Genomic DNA, 20008 nt, shown 5'->3' on the forward strand with positions numbered 1-20008 from the left:
CCACGCGGATCCCCGATCCGTCCCTGAGGTGCCGGCCCAGGCCGGCAGAGAGAGGCAGCTCCATGACCGGAACAAAGCGCCGACCATACGCCATCCTGGTGATGATGATCGCCCTGGTGGCAAGCGTGATGCTCGTCAGTACCGCGCCGAAGGCCCACGCCGCCGGCACCCTGCTCTCACAGGGCAAGCCGGCCACCGCCTCGTCGATCGAGAACGCCGGCACGCCGGCCGCGGACGCGGTCGACGGCAACACCGGAACCCGCTGGTCCAGCCAGTTCAGCGACCCGCAGTGGCTGGAAGTGGACCTCGGTCAGACCTCGACGATCAATCAGGTCGTGATCCAGTGGGAGACCGCCTCTGCGAAGGCGTACCAGATCCAGACCTCGAACGACGGCACGACCTGGACGTCGATCTACTCCACGACCACAGGCCCCGGCGGCACCGAGACCCTGAACATATCAGGGTCTGGACGGTACATCCGCATGTACGGCACGGCCCGGAACACCCAGTACGGCTACAGCATCTGGGAGTTCCAGGTCTACGGCACCGCCGGCACCGGCGGCGGCACCTGCGACAACAACGCGGCCCTGAACCACCCGGCCACCGCCTCGTCGGTCGAGAACGCCGGCACGCCGGCCGCGGACGCGGTCGACGGCGACACCGGAACCCGCTGGTCCAGCCAGTTCAGCGACCCGCAGTGGCTCCAGGTCGACCTCGGCTCGGCACAGCAGATCTGCGGGATCCAGCTCCAGTGGGAGACGGCGTCCGGCAAGGCCTACCAGATCCAGACCTCGAACGACGGCACGACCTGGACGTCGATCTACTCCACGACCACAGGCCCCGGCGGCACCGAGAACCTGACGGTCAGCGGCTCCGGCCGTTACGTCCGCATGTACGGGACCGCGCGCAACACCCAGTACGGCTACTCCCTGTGGGAGTTCGAGGTCCTGACCGCCGCTCCCGTCGGCGGTGACATGATCACCGTCACCAACCCGGGCAACCAGACCAGCGTCGTCAACACGGCCGTCAGCCTGCAGATGGGCGCCACCGACTCGGTGGCCGGCCAGACGCTGACCTACAGTGCGACAGGCCTGCCGGCCGGGCTGTCGATCAGTTCTTCGGGCCTGATCACCGGCACGCCGACCACCGCGGCCACCTCCAGCGTGACCGTGACCGCCAAGGACACCACGGGTGCCACCGGCTCGACCACCTTCGGGTGGACGGTCAACGCCGGCGGCGGCACCGGCGCCCCGCCGGCGGCGTTCTGGGGCAACGTCTCCTCCATCCCGCCGGCGACGCACGTGATGGAGTTCATGATCCAGAACCAGACCAACGGCCAGTACCCCGACAGCCAGGTCTACTGGAGCTTCAACGGCCAGACCGAGTCCATCGCGCAGCAGCGGTACATCGACATGCCCGCGAACTCGGCCGGCCGCATGTACTTCTACCTCGGCACGCCGAACGGCCCCTACTACGACTTCATCGAGTTCACCGTGGGGGCCACCTTCATCAACGTCGACACCACCCGCGTCGACCGGTTCGGCCTGAAGCTGGCGCTGCTGGTCCACGACCACAGCGGAAACGAGCAGGAGGTCGGCGAGAACTACGCCACCTTCCAGGAGAGCCGCACGGCGACGTTCAACCGGTTCCAGTCCTCGGTCCCGACCGAGTTCAAGGAACTGGCCACGGACAACGCCCCCTACGGCATCCCGTCGCCGGGCAACGACGCCGCGTTCCAGACGGGCGGCGCGTACGCGAACTACTTCCAGGCGTACGCGGCGGCCAACGGCGACACGGCTGACAGCACCCCGCAGATCTTCGGCTGCGGCGGCACCCTGTCCGGAAACCCGCAGCTGTGCGCGGGCCTGAACCGGCACGTGGCCCAACTCCCGGCGGCGCAGCAGTCGATCCCGGCGAACTTCTACCAGGCCGGGCCGGCGAACTACTACGCGCAGTTCTGGCACCAGAACGCCATCAACGGGATGCAGTACGGCTTCCCCTACGATGACGACGCGGGCCAGAGCTCGGACATCTCGGTGAACAACCCGCAGTACGCGGTCGTCGCAGTGGGTTGGTGAACCGTCAGGTAGAACAACGATATCCAGCGATCTGACGCATTAGCAGGCTGCGGCCGGCGCCCCGCGAGGGCCCCGGCCGCAGCTCTTTCTCCGACCCAGTGCTGCGTCGCGCCGCGGAGTAGCTGATTGCCTGGGCCTGGATTGCGTGGAACAAGGATTGCCGGGTATGCGCGGGACCCGGTCCGCACTTCGTCGTTCGCGAACCCTGTTCGTCCTCGGATGTGCGGTCCAAGGTCCCGTCCGTATCCGGCCCTTCGGGTCGGCCGACAAAGGAAGTCAGCATGCTGCTTATCCTCGGCCTCATCATCCTGATCGGCGCCGGTGTCGTGGGCGCCGTCGCCGTACTCGACAACCGCGGCGCGAGCCATCAGCTGCCCGGCGGCTTCCACGCCTTCGGGCACGATTTTCACGGTTCGTCCGGTCAACTGTTCTTCTGGGGAGCGGTCGTCGGCGCGGTCGCCATGTTCGGCCTGTTCCTGCTGCTCGCCGGACTGCGCCATGAACTCCGGTTCCGCGCTCAGGCCCGGCGGGACGGCGTCCGGAACGTGCGGCGCACCCGTCGTGTGCGCGGCGGCGGAGACCCCAGCCCGCTCGCCGAGGACGACCGCGATCGTGAGCGCGACGAAGACCTGCCGTCCACGACGGACACGACGGACACGACACGCGACCGCGAGTCGGAGCCGGTACGCGGCGAGTCTGAAGACGGCGCGGATCACGATGGCACCGTGAAGGCCTGACACACCAGGCGACACAGCGTGCCTGGACTACCGATGGGCCTTCGAGGCCGCGAAGCCCAGCTCCGGTACATCGGCCCGGAGCTGGGCTTCGCCTACTGATCCGCGTTCGCGCACCCGGCATCGTCACCGGATGAGCTCGAGGAAACAGCGAAGTCCTCCAGGCCCAGGCCCGAGAGCTGCGAAACCCCGGGGCTTGTGGCGCCGGACATCTCCCGCTAACGTTCCGCGCACATCACTCTGCAACGTTGCAAGACCGTCCGACGACTCGCCGTTGCAACGTTGCAGAGACCTGCGATCGAGGAGCATTCCATGATCCGTGGCAGACCACACCGATTCTTCCGCCGGCGGCTCGGCCGAGCCGGCACAGCGGCCGCCGCCGCATTGCTGCTGCTCGGCTCGGTGACAGTGGGTGTGATGGTCACCGAGACGCCCGCCGCGGCCGCCGCGATGCCGACCACCGGTGTCCTGTACGCGCCGAACCTGTCCGCCAACCCCAACGAGGACGCCAGCTATCCGCGGGTGATCCGCCTCGCCGACAGCGGCTCCGCCAACGGCGAACTGCTCGCCACCTTCGCTCATTCCGGGGTCGGGTCGCAGAAGGCGAACTTCCCCATCTACCGCTCGTCCGACGACGGCCACACCTGGTCGGCCTCGCCGATCGGCACCGTCACCGACACCGTGCACGGCTGGGACCTGGACGGCCCGACGCTGTTCGAGCTGCCGCGGGCCGAGGGCTCGCTGCCGGCCGGAACGCTGCTGGCCTCCGGCACGGCGTGGAACCACGGCGACTACACGCAGCAGGCCGTCGAGGTGTTCGCCAGCACCGACCACGGCGCCACCTGGAGCTATCGCAGCTCCTGCGCCTCGGAGTCCGGGACGGCGAACTCCCAGGGCCACGGCATCTGGGAGCCGGAGTTCGCGGTGGCCGGCAACGGCGATCTGGTCTGCTACTTCTCCGACGAGCGGCCCTCGGCCAACGGCTACAACCAGGTACTGGCGCACGTCGTGAGCACCGACGGCGGCGCCACCTGGGGCTCGGAGGTCTACGACGTCGCCGTGCAGGACAACGTGCAGCGCCCCGGCATGACCACGGTCGTCAAACTGCCCAACGGTACGTACGGTATGACGTACGAGGACTGCAAAGCCGGCTACGACCCGGACTCCGCGTGCTCGGTCTACTTCAAGACCTCACCGGACGGCGAGAACTGGACCCCCGCCTCGGGCCTGGGCAACCTCGTGCAGACCTCCGACGGACGCCACTTCCTGCACACGCCGGGTCTGGCCTGGTCGCCGATCGGCGGCCCGAACGGCACGCTGCTGGTCTCCGGCCAGCGGGTCGTCTCCGGCAACGACGGGGCGATCACCGTGCAGGACGAGTCCGGGACCGTGTTGATGGCCAACACGAATCTCGGCGCGGGGACGTGGACCGAGACGACAGCGCCGGTGAACACCAACCCCACCGGCGGCTACGACACCGGGGAGACGGCCTGCGCCGGCTACAGCTCCCCCATCCTGCCGTCGGTCTCCGGCTCGACCGTCCTGTACTTGGCCGGCACGCACCTGAGCAACGGCAAGTGCGAGGTCACGTTCGGCTACGACGTGGCCCCCGGCCCGACCGGTGCGGTCAAGGGCCCCGGCACCACGAACAAGTGCATGGACGTGAACACCAACACCTCCAAAGACCTGAACACCGTGCAGCTCTGGGATTGCAGCGGCGTGCCCGGCCAGCAGTGGTCGGTCGAACCCGACGGCACCGTACGCGCCTTCGGCAGCTGCCTGGACATCGACGGCAACGGCACGGCGAACTTCACCAAGGTCGAGCTCTTCCACTGCGACAACGCCGGCGGCCAGCAGTGGCGTGAACAGGCGAACGGATCACTGCTGAACCCGCAGTCCGGACGCTGCCTGGACGACCCGCAGGCCAACACCGCCAACGGGACCCAACTCCAGATCTACGACTGCAACGGACTGTCCACGCAGCAGTGGAACATGCCCGGCGCGCCGACCGCCGCGATCACCGGTCCGGGGTCGACGAACAAGTGTGTCGACGTGAACACCAATACGCCGACCAGCGGCAACGCGGTGCAGCTCTGGGACTGCAACGGGGTCCAGGGGCAGCAGTGGGCGATGCAGCCGGACGGGACGGTCCGTGCGTTCGGCAAGTGCCTGAACATCATCGCGAACGGCACGGCGAACTTCACCAAGGTCGAACTCAACGATTGCAGCGGTAGCGGCGGCCAGAAATGGGTTCCGCAGGCCAACGGATCGTTGCTGAACCCGCAGTCCGGGCGCTGCCTGGACGATCCGCAGGCGAACACCGCCAATGGGACCCAGCTGCAGATCTACGACTGCAACGGGCTGTCCACGCAGCAGTGGACGACCGCCGTCTGACGGCTGGCACCACCGCACCCGGCGGTCGCTGAATCCAGCGACCGCGCCCCAAGCCGCCCCGACGCGGCCGGGTTCGGCCCGCCGCACCGAGCGGGACCGAACCGTGATGTTCATCCTCTTGCAACGTTGCAGAGCGCCGTATTACGGTTCTCTGCAACGTTGCAGAACCAGCAGACCGCGGCATCCCCGCTGGTCACCGGGCTGGGCCACCGAGCTCGACAGATCGATCGACGACACAGAGAGCAGGAACGACGATGCGTACTTCCCACGGTGGCGGCGGACTGGCCCGCGGCGCGCTCACCGGCCGTGGCGGCCGCCGCCTGGCCGGCCTCACGGCCGCGGCCCTGGTGGCGGTCTCGGCGGCGGCGTGCAGCAGTTCCGGGTCCGGCGCGACCCCGGCAGCGGCTGGCGGGCCCGCCTCCTCCGGCGCGGCGGCCGGCGCCGGCTGCGCGGCCAACGCCACCCCGCTGACCTTCTGGGGCTGGTCGGCCGGCTACGACCTGGTGGTCAAGGAGTTCAACAAGACCCATCCGGACATCTGCGTGAAACTGCAGAACGCCGGAGCGACCACCGCCGAGTACGTGAAGCTCAACGACGTCCTGAAGGCCGGCAACGGAGCCCCCGACGTCGCGCAGCTGGAGTACTTCGAGGTCCCCTCGTTCGAGATCACCCACAGCCTCGTGGACCTGTCCCAGTACGGCGTCAGCTCCTCGAAGTCCGACATCGCGCCGGCGGCCTGGTCGCAGGTGAGCCAGGGCTCGGCGCTGTACGCGATGCCGGTCGACCTCGGGCCGCTCGCGCTGTACTACAACGCCAAGCAGTTCTCGGCCGCCGGGGTGAGCGTCCCGACCACCTGGGACCAGTTCTCGGCCGCCGCCGACAAGCTGCACGCCGCTGACGCCAACGCCGCGATCACCAACTTCGACCCGGAGAGCACGCAGGACGTGCTCGCCTTGATGCAGCAGTACGGCGCCTTCCCGTTCACCTACAGCGGCGGCGAGAGCCTGGGCATCGACTTCACCGGCGCGGCGCAGACCGCCTTCGCGAACTACTGGCAGGGCCTGATCGACAAGCACGAGGTCACCACGGCCGCCGACTTCTCGCCGGCGCAGTGGTCGAACCTCGACTCCGGGGCGGACGCCGCGCGCCTGAGCCCGGCCTGGGGCCCGGTCGGCATGCAGCTGAGCATCAAGAACACGGTCGGCGACTGGCGCGCGGCACCGATGCCGCAGACCCAGGCCGGGCAGAACGTGGCCGGCAACTGGGGCGGCTCCACGCTCGCGGTGGTCAAGGGCTCCAAGCACGCCAAGCAGGCCGCGGAGTTCGCGCAGTGGTTCGGCGGCTCGGCCGACGCCTGGAAGATCCTCAGCGGGCCGGTCGCCGGCGCGTTCCCCGGTTACGTGCCGCTGCTGAACGACGCGGGCTTCCAGGGCACGACGCTGCCGATCTCGGCCGACTCCAAGCCGAACGCCGTGTTCGCCGACGCCGCGCAGCACCTGGCCCAGACCCAGTGGCCGCCGATCATGACCGCCGCGCTGACCCAGTGGACCTCCACGTTCGCCGGGGTGACCAAGGGCACCGAGACGCTTCCGCAGGCCTTCCAGACCTTCCAGAAGCAGATGACCGACTACGCCAAGGCGCAGGGCTTCACCGTCACCAACGGCTGAGGAACGGCTGAGGAAGAGAGTACGAGGACGTGAGCGAGAAGAGCGGATTCACGGTGGCGGCGACGCAGCCGCCGGCGGGCCCCGCACCCGCGGTGCCGGACGGACAGGCGCCGCCGGCTCAGCGGACAGCGCGACGGGACGGCACGGATGGTCCCTCGGCCGAGGGTGCGGCTGGCAATCCGGCCGGCGGTCCGGCTGGCAATCCGGTCGGCGGTCCGGCGGCGCGCGGGCTCAAGCGCCGCCGCGCACGCAGCCGGCAGTGGCCCGGCGCCGTGTTCGTCGCACCGCACCTGGCGATCCTGACCCTGTTCATGATCGTCCCGACCGGCTACGCGGTCTACGAGAGCCTGTTCACCAGCAAGCTGGTCGGCGGCACGCGCTTCTCGGGACTGGACAACTACCGCACCGTGCTCAGCTCCTCGGAGTTCTGGGGCGGCGTGTGGCGGGTCCTGCTGTTCGCCGTCGTGCAGGTACCCCTGACCATCGCGATCGCGTTCTTCTTCGCGGCGGTCTTCGACGCCGGAGTGGTGCGGTTCGGCAAGTTCTTCCGGACCGTCTTCTTCATCCCGTTCGCCGTCCCCGGCGTGGTCGCGGCCGTGATGTGGTCGTTCCTGCTGCTGCCGGGGTTCGGCCCGTACTCGCGGGCTCTGCGCTCACTCGGGTTCGGCCACGTCGACTTCTTCTCGGCGAAGCTGATCCTGCCGACCATCGTCCTGATCGTGATCTGGGAGTGGACCGGCTACAACATGACGATCCTGTACGCCTCGCTCAAGGCCATCCCGCGGGACGTCACCGAGGCGGCGGTCATCGACGGCGCACCGCTGCGGACCATCGTCCTGCGGATGAAGCTGCCGATGGTCCGGCCGACGATCGTGATGCTGGTGTTCATCAACATGGTCGGCGCGCTCCAGCTGTTCACCGAGCCCTCGATCCTGTCGTCCTTCCAGCCGCAGGCCGTCTCGTACGGCTTCACCCCGACGCTGTACGTCTACAACACGGCGGTCGGCAGCAGCGAATACAACCTCGGCGCCGCCGCGGCCGTGGTGCTCGCGCTGATCATCGGCCTGATCTCGCTCGGCGCCTTCGCGGTCCGGCGCGGGAACGGAGAGTTCAGGTGAAGCAACGCCACGACGACGGCGCCGTCCCGGTCCGGCTGTACGGACTGCGCCGCGGCACGACGACCGTCCTGACCCTGATCTGCGCGGCCTTCGCCGTGTTCATCCTCGCGCCGCTGGTCTGGCTGCTGATCAACGCGACCAAGACGCAGTCCGGCGTCTACTCCGGTCCCGGGTTCTGGTTCAGCCGGCCCTTCCGGCTGTTCCAGAACCTGGCCGACCTCGGCAAGGACATCAGCGGCGCCGGCGTGTACCTGCACTGGATGCAGAACACGCTGGTCTACGCCGTGGCCGGGGCCGTCGGCGCCACCGCGCTGTCCGCGCTGGCCGGCTACGGGTTCTCCCGGTTCCGCTTCCGCGGCGCGAACTCGCTGTTCTACCTGGTGATGTCCACGCTCCTGGTCCCGATCACGGCGCTGGCGCTGCCGCTGTTCCTGGTCTACGCCAAGGTCGGGCTGGTCAACTCGATCTGGGGCATGATCCTGCCGAGCATGGTCTCGCCGGTCGGCATCTACCTGATGCGCACGTTCATCGACGCCTCGGTGCCGCAGGACATGATCTCCGCCGCGCGCATCGACGGGGCCGGCGAGCTGCGGATCTTCTTCCGGATCGCGCTGCCGCTGACGATGCCGGGCCTGGTCACGGTGCTGCTGCTGAGCGTCGTGGCGATCTGGAACAACTACTTCCTGCCGCTGATCATCTTCAGCCGCAACGACCTGTACCCGCTGACGGTCGGCCTGTCCTCGCTGTCGCAGGCCGCCGAGACCGGCACGCAGGCCCAACTGGTCCCGGTGCTCATCACCGGAGGCCTGGTCACAGTCGTACCGCTGATCGTCCTGTTCCTCTTCCTCGAAAGGTACTTCCGTGGCGGCGCGCTGCGGGGCAGCCTCACCGGCTGATCCCCGACCGCTCCGCTCGAAGACCACCTCCGCACACGCACATCCCTTTCACGCACATCCCTGGGAGCACCGTTGTCCACCGTTCGTCCTGAATACCCCCGGCCGCACTTCGACCGGTCGCACGCCTGGCTCAGCCTCAACGGCACCTGGGACTTCTCCCGTGACCCGGACGGCTGGGGCGAGCACGTCGTCGTCCCGTTCGCCTGGGAGACGCAGGCCTCCGGCTTGCAGGCGCATTGGCTGGAGTGGGGTTGGTACCGGCGCGAGATCACCGCGCCGGACGACTGGTCCGGGCAGCGGATCGTGCTGCACTTCGGCGCGGTGCACCACATCGCGACGGTGTCGGTGAACGGGACGCCCGTCGGCGAACACGAAGGCGGATCCACGCCGTTCGAGTTCGACATCACCGACGCGCTCGACGCGGAGGGCCGTGGCACGCTGGTCGTCCGGGTCCACGCGCCGCTCGACAAGCGGGAGATCGTCCACGGCAAGCAGCGCAGCATTCCGCGCGATGTGTATGACGTGTGTGCCTTCACGCCGAGCAGCGGGATCTGGCAGTCGGTGTGGTTGGAGGCGCGTCCGGCGACGTATCTCGCCGACGTGGCTCTGCGGCCGAGTGCGGAGCTCGACGCGATCGAGGCGACCGTGTCGATCACCGGCGCGACCGGCGCGACCGGCTCGGCCGGGTCGCCCCACTCGCCCGGCTCGGTACGCCTCACCGCCACGGTCGCGGGCGAGCAGCCGGTCACCGTCGAGGTCACCGACCCGACCCGGCCGCTCTCGTTCCGCCTCCCGATCACCGCGCCGCGCCTGTGGAGCCCGGCCGATCCGCACCTGTACGAGGTGACGGTGACGCTGGAATCCACCGACGGAACGGACCGGGTCGGCGCGGCGACCGGCCTGCGCAGCGTCCAGACCGACGGTGACCAGATCCTGCTCAACGGCGAGCGCCTCTACGTCCGCGGCGTCCTGGACCAGGGTTACTGGCCGCGTACCGGCATCACCGCGCCGGACGACCAGGCGTTCGTGACAGACCTGGAAGCAGCCCGGGCCGCCGGGTTCAACCTGGTCCGCAAGCACCTCAAGCTCGAAGACCCGCGGTTCCTGTACCACGCCGACCGCCTCGGCATGCTCGTGTGGGCCGAGCCGGCCAGCACCGGGATCTTCACGCCGGCGGCCGTGGCCCGCTTCGAAGCGCAGATCGAGCCGATGGTGCGCCGTGACGGCAACCACCCGAGCGTCGTGATCTGGGGCCTGTACAACGAGGAGTGGGGCCTGGACTGGGACGTGCCCGGGGATCCGGCCAAGCAGGAAGCCACCCGCCGCGCCTACGAGATGCTCAAGGACCTCGACGCGAGCCGGCCGGCCGTGGACGACTCCGGCTGGTCGCACGTGGCCACCGACCTGGTCGACTGGCACATCTACGACGAGTACCCGGACGGCTGGGCCGCCAAGGTGCGCACACTGCTCGCCGACGGCAAGCCCGGCTTCCCCGTCCCCATCGGACCCGGCGTCCTGGTCGAGAAGGTACTGATGGCCGACGGCCGGCCCGCCCCGGCGGTCCCGAACCTCAACAGCGAGTTCGGCGGCGGCCTGACGAGTGTCGAGCGGGGCTGGAACCTGCGCTGGCAGACGCTGGAGCTGCGACGATACGATGGTCTTTCCGGCTATGTGTGGACCGAGCTGTACGACATCGAACACGAGACGGCCGGGATCTACGCCTTCGACCGCACGGCCAAGGACGACGGCGGCAACCCGCCGAGCGAGACGAACGCCGTGACCGTGGCCATCCCCGACGTCACGCCGCTGGCTCCGGGATGCGACTTCGTCGCGGCCGACGGCGCGGTCGAGTTCGACGTGCGGATCTCCCACCACGGTTCGGAGCCGGTGGAGGTCACCGTCGTCCCGGTCTGGGGTCCGGCGTTGCAGCCGTACACCGCCGCGCAGGGGTTCGGGTCCGAGGTCGGCTCGGGCCGGAGCGCCAAGGTGCGGCCGTTCCGTCTCAGCGAGCCCCTTCGGATCAGCGAGCGGATACCCTCCGGGGTAGACGTCGCACGCCTGCACCTGGTGCTCGTCTGTGCCGGAGAGGTCGTCGGCCACACCTCGGTGGACGCCGCGACGCGACCGGTCGGACGCACGGCGATCGACGGCAACCCAGCGGCGCGCTAATACCATGATCCCTGATATCAGCGTGCTTACCAGCCCCACTTCCGTAGGAGGACATCCATGGCCGGCGTCCGCCTCCGCGACGTAGCCGAACGTGCGGGTGTCTCGATCCGCACCGTCTCGAACGCGGTGAACGGCTACGCCCCCGTCTCCGACGAGGTGCGCGCGCGGGTCGAGGCAGCGGTCGCCGAGCTCGGCTACCGGCCGAACCTCATGGCCCGCAACTTCAAGCGCGGCCGCACCGGGTTGATAACGCTCGTCGTGCCGGAGCTGGACGTGCCGTACTTCTCGGAGCTGGCGCGCGCGGTCATCACCAAGGCCCGCGCGTACGGCTACACGGTCGTCGTCGACCAGACCGACGGCGAGCCGGACCGGGAACGCGAGCTGGTCATGCAGGACTCGAACGCGGCGGCGATGTTCGACGGCGTGATCCTGAGCCCGTTGGCGCTCACCCACGCCGACCTCGCCCAGCGCGGCGCCAACCAGCCGCTGGTGCTGCTCGGCGAGCGCATCGCGGAGAGCTCCTTCGACCACGTCGCGATCGACAACGTCGCGGCGGCGGGCACCGCGACGGAGCACCTGCTGGCCCTGGGCCGGCGGCGCATCGCGGCCATCGGCGACCAGCCGTGGGAGAGCGGCGAAACGGCGCAGCTCCGGACCCGCGGCTATCGCGACGCGCACGCCGCCCGCGGCCTCGACGTCGACGAATCCCTGGTGGTCACGACCCGCCGCTTCCACCGCGCCAGCGGCGCCGAGGCGATGGCGGCCCTGCTCGAGCACCCGCAGGGCCCGCCGGACGCCGTGTTCTGTTACAACGACCTGGTCGCCCTCGGCGCCATCCGCACACTGCTGACCAACGGCGTACGGATCCCGGACGACATCGCCGTGGTCGGCTTCGACGACATCGAGGCCGGCCGCTACAACACCCCGACGCTGACCACGATCTCGCCGGACAAGACGAGGATCGCCGAGCTGGCCGTGGACCGGCTGATCGCCCGACTCGACAATCAGGACGACACGGCGCCGGAGGAGCTGTGGGCACCGTATGAACTGATGGTTCGGGAGAGCACGGTGACGCCGTGACACCGACACCGCAGGCCGAGTGATCGGCAAGCCGTCGCGCGGCGGCCGGCAGCTTGCCGACATCGGCGAGCCGACGCTGCGACGGTGTCAGAGTTTTGGTTCCGCCGAGCATCGCGGCGATGCGGCCGATGGAGCTGTCTTTGCCCGTCGCCCTCACTATGGCGTGCCCTCGGCCTTTCACCACCACGGTTCCGGCCGAGGCACGGCGTCGTGCGCGGGAGACTTGTCCACGGCGACGGATTCGCCGGTGAGCGCGGATTCGTCGACGAGCAAGGCGGCCTCGGCCACCATGTGTTCTCCGGCGTGATCGCAGCGGGCCATCTGCCCAGGAGGGGCCGCACAGAGCCCTGATCATCCGCGGCATCGGGACTCGGGCTCTGCGCGCTCCGGTGTCAGGGTGCTCCGGGGAGCAGGACGGTGATGGTCAGCCCGCCCTCGGGGCGGGCGGTGGCGGTGAGGTGGCCTTGGTGGGCGTGGATGACGGCGTCGACGATGGACAGGCCCAGGCCGGCGCCTTCGGGGGTGGGCATCGCGGTGGACAGGCGGGTTCGGTCGCCGCGGTGGAAGGGTTCGAAGAACCGCTCCACGGTGGCGGGTTCCAGGCGGGGGCCGTCGTTGGCCACGGTCAGTTCGGCCCAGGTGCCGGGGTGGGCGGTGTCGGCGGGGTGGCGGACGGTACGGGTGCTCACCTGGAGCAGGCCGGCTTCGTTGTTGTATTTGACGGCGTTCTCCAGCAGGTTGGTGACCGCGATGTCGAGCAGGGCGAGGTTGCCGCGCAGGGGCGCGGGTTCCAGCCGGCTGACGACGTCCAGGGCACGGGCCCGGGCCCGTGCGGCGATGTGGTCGAGGGCCTCGGCGGTGATGTCGGCGAGGTCGTCCTCCTCGACGTCGGTCAGGCGCTGTTCGGAGCGGGCCAGGACCAGCAGGGCCTCGATCAGGCGCTGGGCGCGGTCGGTGGCCTGGGTGACGTCGTTGGCCATGAGGCGCCACTGTTCCTGGGTGGGTTCGGCTTTCGCGAGGGTGACCTCGGTGGCGGCTCTGGTGACGGCCAGGGGGGTGCGCAGTTCGTGGCTGGCGTTGGCGACGAAGCGGCGCTGGGCGGCGAAGGAGGCGTCGAGGCGCTCCAGCATCGCGTCGAAGGTGTCCCCCAGTTCCTTGAGTTCGTCGGCCGGACCGGTGAGGTTGAGCCGTTCGTGCAGAGTGGTCCGGCTGGCGCGGCGGGCCGCGGCGGTGATCGCGGCGATGGGGCGCAGCATCCGGCCGGCGACCCACCAGCCGAGCAGCGCGGAGACGGCGACCACCACCAAGAGCAGCAGAAAGGCGTCGCGGAGCAGGTGCGAGGCGGCGGAGTCACGGATCTGGTCGCTGAGGCCGATGAAGTGGTCGTGATCGGGGTCCGCACGGCCGGGGACCTGGTTGGCGGGCAGAGGACGGAAGATCGCGTGGTAGAAGGCGAAGGTGAGAGTGAGCAGCAGGACGGTGCCGCCGACGGTGAACAGGGTGGCGTAGGCGAGGGTGAGACGGGTGCGGATGGTCATCGGCGGCAGCCTCAGCCATCCGGGTGACTTGGGCAGGCGGCGTGTCATGGGGTGATCCGGTAGCCGGCGCCGACGACGGTCTCCACCAGCTCTGGCGCCCCGAGTTTGCGGCGCAGCCGGTTGACGGTGACCCGGACGGTGTTGGTGAACGGGTCGGCGTTTTCGTCCCAAGCGCGCTCCAGGAGTTGCTCCTGGCTGAGAACGGCTCCGTCCGCGGTGAGAAGCACCTGCAGGAGCGCGAACTCCTTAGCGGTCAAGGGGATCGGGCGGCCGGCGCGGTGGACGGTGCGGCGCAGGGTGTCCATGGTCAGGTCGCCATGGCTGAGCACAGCGGTGTGCGAGCGGCCACGACGGGCCAGGGCCCTGATGCGCAAGATGAGTTCGGGGAAGGAGAAAGGTTTGCCGAGGTAGTCGTCGGCGCCCAGGCTGAGGCCGTCGACGCGGTCGTCGAGGCCCGACAGGGCGGTGAGCATGAGGATCATGGGGGCGTCGTCACGGCCGGACAGGCGGCGGCAGATCTCGTCGCCGTGGATACCGGGCAGGTCGCGGTCCAGCACCAGGACGTCGTAGGACGCGTTGACATCGATCTTGTACAGGGCGTCGTCGCCGTCGTGGCTGACGTCCACGGCCATGCCCTGGTCCCGCAGCCCCTCGGCGATGCGCGCGGCCAGGCGTTGTTCGTCCTCGGCGATCAGGATCCGCATGGAATCATCCTCTCGCGGACCCGAGCCGGTCGGCGGCAGGTGAAGTGAGCAGGTCGGGCAGGCCGACGGTGTACCAGGTGGCACCGAGCTGGTCGACGGTCAGCGCCTGGTAGCCGGTGCTGTCGGCAAGGGTGGTCAGCCAGGCCTGGACGGAGGCGCGGCCACCGGAATCGCCTGCCACGGCCAGGGCGGCGGTGGCATATCCGTCGGCGAGGGTGAGATCGGGTCCGGTGACGGTGACCTGGGCCAGTTCCGTGGCGGGGCGCGCGGTGCGCGGGTCGAAGACGTGATCGCCGCGCTCCGCGCCGCCGGAGGTCGCCACGGCGCCTTCTCGCAGGTGGAGCACGGTCAGCAGGGTGCCCGGACGGTGCGGGTCGGTGATCCCGACCCGCCAGGGAGCCGGATCCCTTCCGCCGCGCAGACGCACGTCGCCGCCCGCGTTGAGGATGTGCCGGGACAGGCCCTGCGCGGCGGCCAGTGCGCAGGCGTGTTCGGCGGCCCAGCCTTTCACGGCGCCGCACGGGTCGAAGCGTGGCGGGTCGCCGACCGCCCAGGCGTCGAAGGCGCCACCACTGGCCCGCTTCAACCGCTCGCACAGATCGAGGACTTCGCGGATCTCCGCGCCGTGGGGGTGGCCGGCGACAGCGGCGACGGGCATCAGGCCGTCGCGGATGCGGCTGATCGGGCTGTCAGGCCGAAACGGGGAGAAGACCCGGTCGACGTGGTGAAGGTGGGCAAACGCCGCCGCTGCGGCGGCCTGGAAGACGGCGGCGTCGCCGGGATCGGGGGCGGTGAGGGAGACGACCGTACCCATGACGGCTTCGGTGGCGATCCGCATGGCGGTCACCGGTGGGCCGCATCGAGCGCGGCCTGCAGGGACTGCGCATAGCCGCCGGAGGTGTAGGTGGCGCCCGACACCGCGTCGATGTTGGCGCTCTGCGCCTTGAGCGCCTCGGCCTTGAGCTGGGGCAGGGCGTAGGAGTCGATCTGTGAGCTGTGGCCACCGGTGGTCTGCTGAAGCACGGTGACATCCGTGAGCTTGCCGGCCCTGAGCACGGCCTGGACCTGCATGGGACCGTAGCGGGTGTCGACCACGCTGCCGGTGAAACGCCCGCTGACCGCGACGGTGTTGGGTGAGCCGGACGATTGACCGCCAGTGCCACCGGACGGGGCCCCACCGGTGGGGGCGGTGGAGTTCGTGGAGGCGCCGCCCGTCTGCGAGGAAGCACCGGGCAGCTTGGAGGAGGCGGACAACGCGGACTTCGGGGCACCGGCGGACTCGGCCTTGACCCCGATGAGCAGGGCGAGTCCGGCGCTGGTGCCGAGCAGGGCCATCGTGGTCTTGCGCATGACGGCTTTTCCTCCTAGAACTCGAACGCTTCGCGGTGGATCCGCCGCTGGGGGACGCCCGACCGCCGCAGCTGCACCTCGGCGGCCTCGGCCATCCCGGTCGGCCCGCACAGGTACACGTCCCGCTGCGCGATGTCGGGCACGCTGTGCCGCAGGCGGGCGGCGGACAGCGGGTCGCCGCGGGGGCCGGTGCGGGGGCCGATCACCGGGTAGAGACCGAAACCGCGCCGCCGGGCGATGTCCTCCAGCTCGGGGTAGAGGACGAGGTCCTCGGGGCGCGAGGCGCGATAAAGCAGGATCACGTCGGCGCCGACACCGGGCAGGCTCTCATAGAGCGCGCGGATCGGGGTGATACCGGCTCCTCCGGCGATCAGCAGCACCTTGCGGGCCCGGCTGCGGCGCCGCTCGGTGAACGTGCCGTAGGGACCCTCGAACCAGACCCGGGTACCGGGGTGCAGCCGAGTGAGGGCAGCACTGGAGTCGCCGAGGTTCTTCACAGTGATCCGCCACTGGCCCAGCTCAGGGTCGGCGGACAGCGAATAGGGGTGCGACTGCCACCACAGGCCGCGGGCCAGGAAGCGCCAGCGCAGGAACTGGCCGGCCTGGGCGCCCAACTCGTCCAGAGCACGTCCGGTGAAGTAGATCGACACCACACCCGGCCCCTGCACCTCGACGCGGGCCACCCGGACCTCGTGGCGCAGGGACCGGCGCAGCGGCACGAAGACCCGGAAGACCACCACCGCCAAAGCCACGGCGATGTGGGCACCAGACCACAACAGCCGGTTGCGCGCCGAGGCCGAGAAGTCCGTGCCGACGGCGAACTCGTGCGCGAAGGCGAGCGCGATCGCGACGTAGACGAGCAGATGGATGTGATACCAGGTCTCGTACGGCAGCTTGCGGCGTACCGCGCGGGCCGAGACGACCCCGACCAGCACGAGCAGGGCCAGGCCGAAGGCGGACAACAGCACATCCGGATAGTGGAGAAGGACGGTGCCCGTCTCGGCGACCGGATCGGTGCCGGACTGCCAGGCGTAGCCGAGGATGATCAGCACCGCGTGGGCCACCGCCAGCGCGACGGTGTACTCGCCCAGGGCCCGGTGGTACCGCGACACCACATCCGAGCCGACCCGGTTCTCCAACCAGGGAATACGCGCCATCAACGCGACCAGGACCAGCAACAGGTAGGCGGCCAGCAGACCGGACAGGCGCCCGGCGGCGGTCACATAGTCCCCACCTCCGCCCAGCGAACCGGGAATGGTGTCCTGCCACCACAGCGCCAGGACGGCCGGCACACCGGCCCAGATGGCCAGCAGCAACGCCCGTGACCACAGGCGGCCCGCGCCCGGCAGGCCGGCAGGCCGCTGCGGGGACGGTCCGGCCCGGTGACGGGACTGCTGCGCGGAGTGGGAGCTCATAGTAGACACAGACGGCTCCCGTCACTGTGCGGGGATCTCACCACACCACCGTCTCCGTCAGGGCATAACACACCGGTAACAGACCAGGCCCACCCCGCGCAGCGGCGGGGCCGACTCATCGGTCCGGCCGGGCAACAACTGCCGAGTCCTGCTTTGCCGGCAGCACCGCCATAGCGCTGGTCACGCTCAGGGCCCCACCCGCAGGATGCCGCGATGCGCGGACGTCGGCGATCGAGCCCGGCCCGGTGCGCGACCACGCCGAGGCGAGGCCGGTGCGGTCCAGGTTGAGTGCGTTGGTCAGCCAGGCGAAGCCCGCGTATATCCGCCAGATGCGGCTCAGCACGCTTCGACCTCACTGGGAAGGTCAGGACGTAGTAGTAGGCGTCGCGCGGCAGACCCGACCCGTCCGACGGCGTGCTTCATCAATATCGGGCAAACTATGCATGCTCGTACTACCGCCTATAGCTGATTATTCGGTCTAGAAAACCGGCAATCGGACTATTGACGTGAATCATCTGTGTCAGCACACTGAAGCGCAATCGGTCCCGCCATCCTGGTCACCGGGAATTGTCAAGGACACGGCACGACAGCACGTTCCGATCGCGGCTCCGCACCCGGACTCCCCGCGATGTCAGCGCCCGAAACCGCTCCGAGCGATCCGACGTCTCAGCCACCAGGACGTCAGCAGCCAGGCACGTCGGATTGTCATGACTGACAAGGACCTGAAGAGCAATGTCCGGCATGCACTCCGCACCCCTGACGGCTCACGTGGACCCGAGCGTTCGCGGCCGTCTTCCGGGGGCTCCCCGAAATCACCCCGAGCACCATTCACCGTCGTCACCGCCACGACCGCGGCATCCCTCGCCACGCTGTTCCCGAAGTGTCCGAAGGCACCGGACCGGGACCGGCAATCCGACGTGCCAAAGCCGCGCCGCGATCCCCCCGACCAGTGCGCAGGTCCGGACATGAGCCCCCGACGCCGACTGCGGACCAGGTCGGACGACCGCAACGAGACGCTCATCGCAAGCGACGTCTGCGCACGATCAGTGCGGCCGGTGTACGTCGTGGCACGGCACGCCTGCTTCGAGTCCCGCCGCATCCGCAGCGGCGACGAGCCGATGCACGCCCGCAGCCCCCTGCGGATGCGCCTGGTCCTGGCTCTGATCGGACTGGCCAACGCGATCGCCGGAGCGGTGTTCTTCGCCACCGAGCACGCCACCGGATTCGTGCTGGCCTGTACGGTGTTCGGGCTCCTCGTGGTGGCGGACATCGGCGTCATCCTCATCCACATCCGGCAGGGCCCCAACTGGCAGCCGGGCCAGGACATCCCGCCCTACCGGCCGGTCGAGACGCCCCTGGGGCCGATCCGGCGGCGGCCCCCACTGCCGCAGAACACCCGCGTCCACATCTACCTGGCCATGATGTCGTCATGCCTGGTCCTGATGATCGTCGCGTGGACGTTCATCAGGTTCTACTCATTCGCCACCGCGACTGTCATGACGCTGATCGCGACGGCCCTCCCGCCGGTGGCCGCGGTGGTGGCCAACTCCCCGGGGGGCGACTGAGTTCCCGGCTTCCGGGTCAGCCGTGTTGCAGCCCCAGCGGGGTCGGGGCGGTCGACGCGCCGCCGCGGCCCACGGCCCAGATGGCGCTCGCGCCCGGGCTCGTGGACACCGCGTCGCGCTGCGGCTGCGGAGCAGGGCCGTCGTCTCCGCTCAGCTGAGCCCGACGACAGTGAAGACGTCGCCGGGAGTCCCGGCGGTGTAGAACGGCTTGCCGAGGATGGCCGTCCCCGGCCCGGTGGAGGTGGCGCCCATGCAGCGGTACGGCGTGTCGCCGACCTGGTTGGTCGGCTCGAAAACGTACTCGTGGGCCGCGGCGTCCACGGTCAGCAGCGTCCACATTTGCCCGGTGCTCTCGGGGATGGTGTGCAGGCAGTCGCTCTGGCGAATGCCGAAGCGGAACTGGGCCAGGCACAGCCCGCTGGCCGCGTTGACCACGTTGTAGGTGCCGGCGGGCTGACCGGCGACCGGCTGGAAGCTGAAGCCCTGCTCCGCGGCGCCAGAGCAGGCCACGCCGACGACGTTGGCGTTGACGTCCGTGGTCCCGCCGGGGACGTCGACGCACGTTCCGGTGGCGGCGGAGTGGATGGTGCTGGAGAACGCCGCGGCCGGCCGAGCGGCTCCGGCACCGATGCCGATCGGGGCCGCCGACGCCGCGGGCATCCCGGACCCGAACAGGGCTCCGATGGCGGCAAGGACCGCCACCAGTGATCGCCGATGCATGTCTGTCCCCCTGGTTCGCGGGAGACCGAAGCCGCCCGGACGTGCCGGTGCCCGTCCGACACCGGTCGACGGGGTTGGACATTAGTCGCCGCGGACCCTATGTCAATACTCTGGTTTTCCACGACCGGTCCGGGCCGCCGGGGGCAACCTGACGCTCGAATCCTTCAGAAATAGTAAAGAAATCACCGGACGCACATAAGGGCGGAGCTATCAGCCCGCGACGATCGCAGCTGAAGACCCTGTCGGGAATCCCACAGTGACGCCCGATAGTGGATGCCCCGAATGGGCTACATCTGCCACTCGAACCTACTACGGCGAGATCCGTAGTTATCGGTAATGGTCGATATGCAGCACCCTGCAGTCCTGCGGCGATCAGCGGCGCAGCAAAGGCGACAACAACGGTCGTACCCGTACTTGACCCGCCGGTAATACGCGCTTACTGCTTGTTTACCGCCAGAGCATTGACATCCGGGTACTGATTTTAGAAGACTCTCGCGGCGACGGCCGTCTTCACCCGTTCCCGGACCACCCACTCCGGGGCACCGATCCTGCCCTCGCCGCCCACCCGGCGGCTCGCACT

16 protein-coding genes are annotated in these 20008 nt (G+C 69.5%); 9 read left to right on the top strand and 7 right to left on the bottom strand.

Going from position 1 to position 20008, the window contains the following annotated elements; all coding sequences use genetic code 11:
• Window positions 1-62 precede the first annotated feature (62 nt).
• The 8 genes from ABH926_RS31060 (at window position 63) to ABH926_RS31095 (ending at window position 12136) form a co-directional block, all read left to right on the top strand.
• Window positions 63-2078 carry a discoidin domain-containing protein gene (locus tag ABH926_RS31060; protein WP_370369438.1) on the top strand — a complete coding sequence of 672 codons (2016 nt, stop codon included), beginning with the start codon at window positions 63-65 and terminating at the stop codon, window positions 2076-2078.
• A gap of 281 nt (window positions 2079-2359) precedes the next feature.
• Window positions 2360-2815: a hypothetical protein gene (locus ABH926_RS31065; protein ID WP_370369439.1), complete on the top strand. Its 456-nt coding sequence runs from the start codon at window positions 2360-2362 to the stop codon at window positions 2813-2815.
• Between the two features lie 414 nt (window positions 2816-3229).
• Complete coding sequence (locus ABH926_RS31070; RefSeq protein WP_370369458.1) at window positions 3230-5206, top strand: ricin-type beta-trefoil lectin domain protein; 1977 nt, start codon at window positions 3230-3232, stop codon at window positions 5204-5206.
• Between the two features lie 254 nt (window positions 5207-5460).
• Window positions 5461-6873, top strand: a complete 1413-nt coding sequence (locus ABH926_RS31075; RefSeq protein ID WP_370369441.1) for an ABC transporter substrate-binding protein — start codon at window positions 5461-5463, stop codon at window positions 6871-6873.
• Between the two features lie 29 nt (window positions 6874-6902).
• The gene (locus tag ABH926_RS31080; protein WP_370369442.1) at window positions 6903-7991 is read left to right on the top strand and encodes a carbohydrate ABC transporter permease; all 1089 of its coding nucleotides are present in this window, start codon (window positions 6903-6905) and stop codon (window positions 7989-7991) included.
• Entirely contained in the window at window positions 7988-8887 is a 900-nt protein-coding gene (locus tag ABH926_RS31085) for a carbohydrate ABC transporter permease (RefSeq protein WP_370369443.1), read from the top strand. The genes ABH926_RS31080 and ABH926_RS31085 overlap by 4 nt, the downstream gene beginning before the upstream one ends.
• Before the next feature lie 72 nt (window positions 8888-8959).
• Window positions 8960-11056, top strand: coding sequence for a glycoside hydrolase family 2 protein (locus ABH926_RS31090; RefSeq protein WP_370369444.1), 2097 nt, complete (start codon window positions 8960-8962; stop codon window positions 11054-11056).
• Window positions 11057-11113: 57 nt separating this feature from the next.
• Window positions 11114-12136, top strand: coding sequence for a LacI family DNA-binding transcriptional regulator (locus tag ABH926_RS31095; protein WP_370369446.1), 1023 nt, complete (start codon window positions 11114-11116; stop codon window positions 12134-12136).
• 392 nt (window positions 12137-12528) lie between these two features.
• Here ABH926_RS31095 and ABH926_RS31100 read toward each other — a convergent pair whose 3' ends face one another.
• The 6 genes from ABH926_RS31100 to ABH926_RS31125 form a co-directional block, all read right to left on the bottom strand.
• Window positions 12529-13674 (bottom strand): sensor histidine kinase, encoded by a 1146-nt coding sequence (locus ABH926_RS31100; protein WP_370369447.1) that lies wholly within the window; start codon window positions 13672-13674, stop codon window positions 12529-12531.
• 44 nt (window positions 13675-13718) lie between these two features.
• Window positions 13719-14378 (bottom strand): response regulator transcription factor, encoded by a 660-nt coding sequence (locus ABH926_RS31105; protein ID WP_370369448.1) that lies wholly within the window; start codon window positions 14376-14378, stop codon window positions 13719-13721.
• A gap of 4 nt (window positions 14379-14382) precedes the next feature.
• Entirely contained in the window at window positions 14383-15216 is an 834-nt protein-coding gene (locus ABH926_RS31110) for an FAD:protein FMN transferase (protein ID WP_370369449.1), read from the bottom strand.
• A 5-nt stretch (window positions 15217-15221) separates the two neighbouring features.
• Window positions 15222-15728, bottom strand: coding sequence for an FMN-binding protein (locus tag ABH926_RS31115; RefSeq protein WP_370369450.1), 507 nt, complete (start codon window positions 15726-15728; stop codon window positions 15222-15224).
• A gap of 14 nt (window positions 15729-15742) precedes the next feature.
• Window positions 15743-17143 carry a ferric reductase-like transmembrane domain-containing protein gene (locus ABH926_RS31120; RefSeq protein WP_370369451.1) on the bottom strand — a complete coding sequence of 467 codons (1401 nt, stop codon included), beginning with the start codon at window positions 17141-17143 and terminating at the stop codon, window positions 15743-15745.
• Window positions 17144-17258: 115 nt separating this feature from the next.
• Window positions 17259-17486: a hypothetical protein gene (locus ABH926_RS31125; RefSeq protein ID WP_370369452.1), complete on the bottom strand. Its 228-nt coding sequence runs from the start codon at window positions 17484-17486 to the stop codon at window positions 17259-17261.
• Between the two features lie 622 nt (window positions 17487-18108).
• Between ABH926_RS31125 and ABH926_RS31130 the strand changes: the two genes are divergently transcribed.
• A complete protein-coding gene (locus tag ABH926_RS31130) occupies window positions 18109-18708 on the top strand; it encodes a DUF6343 family protein (RefSeq protein WP_370369453.1) in 600 nt (199 codons plus the stop codon).
• 150 nt (window positions 18709-18858) lie between these two features.
• Here the strand turns inward: ABH926_RS31130 and ABH926_RS31135 are convergent, their stop codons facing one another.
• Window positions 18859-19428: an RICIN domain-containing protein gene (locus ABH926_RS31135; protein WP_370369454.1), complete on the bottom strand. Its 570-nt coding sequence runs from the start codon at window positions 19426-19428 to the stop codon at window positions 18859-18861.
• Window positions 19429-20008: the final 580 nt, after the last annotated feature.

This window comes from Catenulispora sp. GP43, assembly GCF_041260665.1.
Classification (GTDB): domain Bacteria; phylum Actinomycetota; class Actinomycetes; order Streptomycetales; family Catenulisporaceae; genus Catenulispora.

What these genes read in the sequence shown, in the direction of transcription:
- ABH926_RS31075 (WP_370369441.1), top strand. Translation starts at nt 5,461, where the DNA reads ATGCGTACTTCCCACGGTGGCGGCGGACTGGCCCGCGGCGCGCTCACC.
- ABH926_RS31115 (WP_370369450.1), bottom strand. Translation starts at nt 15,728, where the DNA reads ATGCGCAAGACCACGATGGCCCTGCTCGGCACCAGCGCCGGACTCGCC.
- ABH926_RS31070 (WP_370369458.1), top strand. Translation starts at nt 3,230, where the DNA reads ATGGTCACCGAGACGCCCGCCGCGGCCGCCGCGATGCCGACCACCGGT.
- ABH926_RS31095 (WP_370369446.1), top strand. Translation starts at nt 11,114, where the DNA reads ATGGCCGGCGTCCGCCTCCGCGACGTAGCCGAACGTGCGGGTGTCTCG.
- ABH926_RS31100 (WP_370369447.1), bottom strand. Translation starts at nt 13,674, where the DNA reads ATGACCATCCGCACCCGTCTCACCCTCGCCTACGCCACCCTGTTCACC.
- ABH926_RS31060 (WP_370369438.1), top strand. Translation starts at nt 63, where the DNA reads ATGACCGGAACAAAGCGCCGACCATACGCCATCCTGGTGATGATGATC.
- ABH926_RS31065 (WP_370369439.1), top strand. Translation starts at nt 2,360, where the DNA reads ATGCTGCTTATCCTCGGCCTCATCATCCTGATCGGCGCCGGTGTCGTG.
- ABH926_RS31105 (WP_370369448.1), bottom strand. Translation starts at nt 14,378, where the DNA reads ATGCGGATCCTGATCGCCGAGGACGAACAACGCCTGGCCGCGCGCATC.
- ABH926_RS31130 (WP_370369453.1), top strand. Translation starts at nt 18,109, where the DNA reads ATGAGCCCCCGACGCCGACTGCGGACCAGGTCGGACGACCGCAACGAG.
- ABH926_RS31135 (WP_370369454.1), bottom strand. Translation starts at nt 19,428, where the DNA reads ATGCATCGGCGATCACTGGTGGCGGTCCTTGCCGCCATCGGAGCCCTG.
- ABH926_RS31110 (WP_370369449.1), bottom strand. Translation starts at nt 15,216, where the DNA reads ATGCGGATCGCCACCGAAGCCGTCATGGGTACGGTCGTCTCCCTCACC.
- ABH926_RS31120 (WP_370369451.1), bottom strand. Translation starts at nt 17,143, where the DNA reads ATGAGCTCCCACTCCGCGCAGCAGTCCCGTCACCGGGCCGGACCGTCC.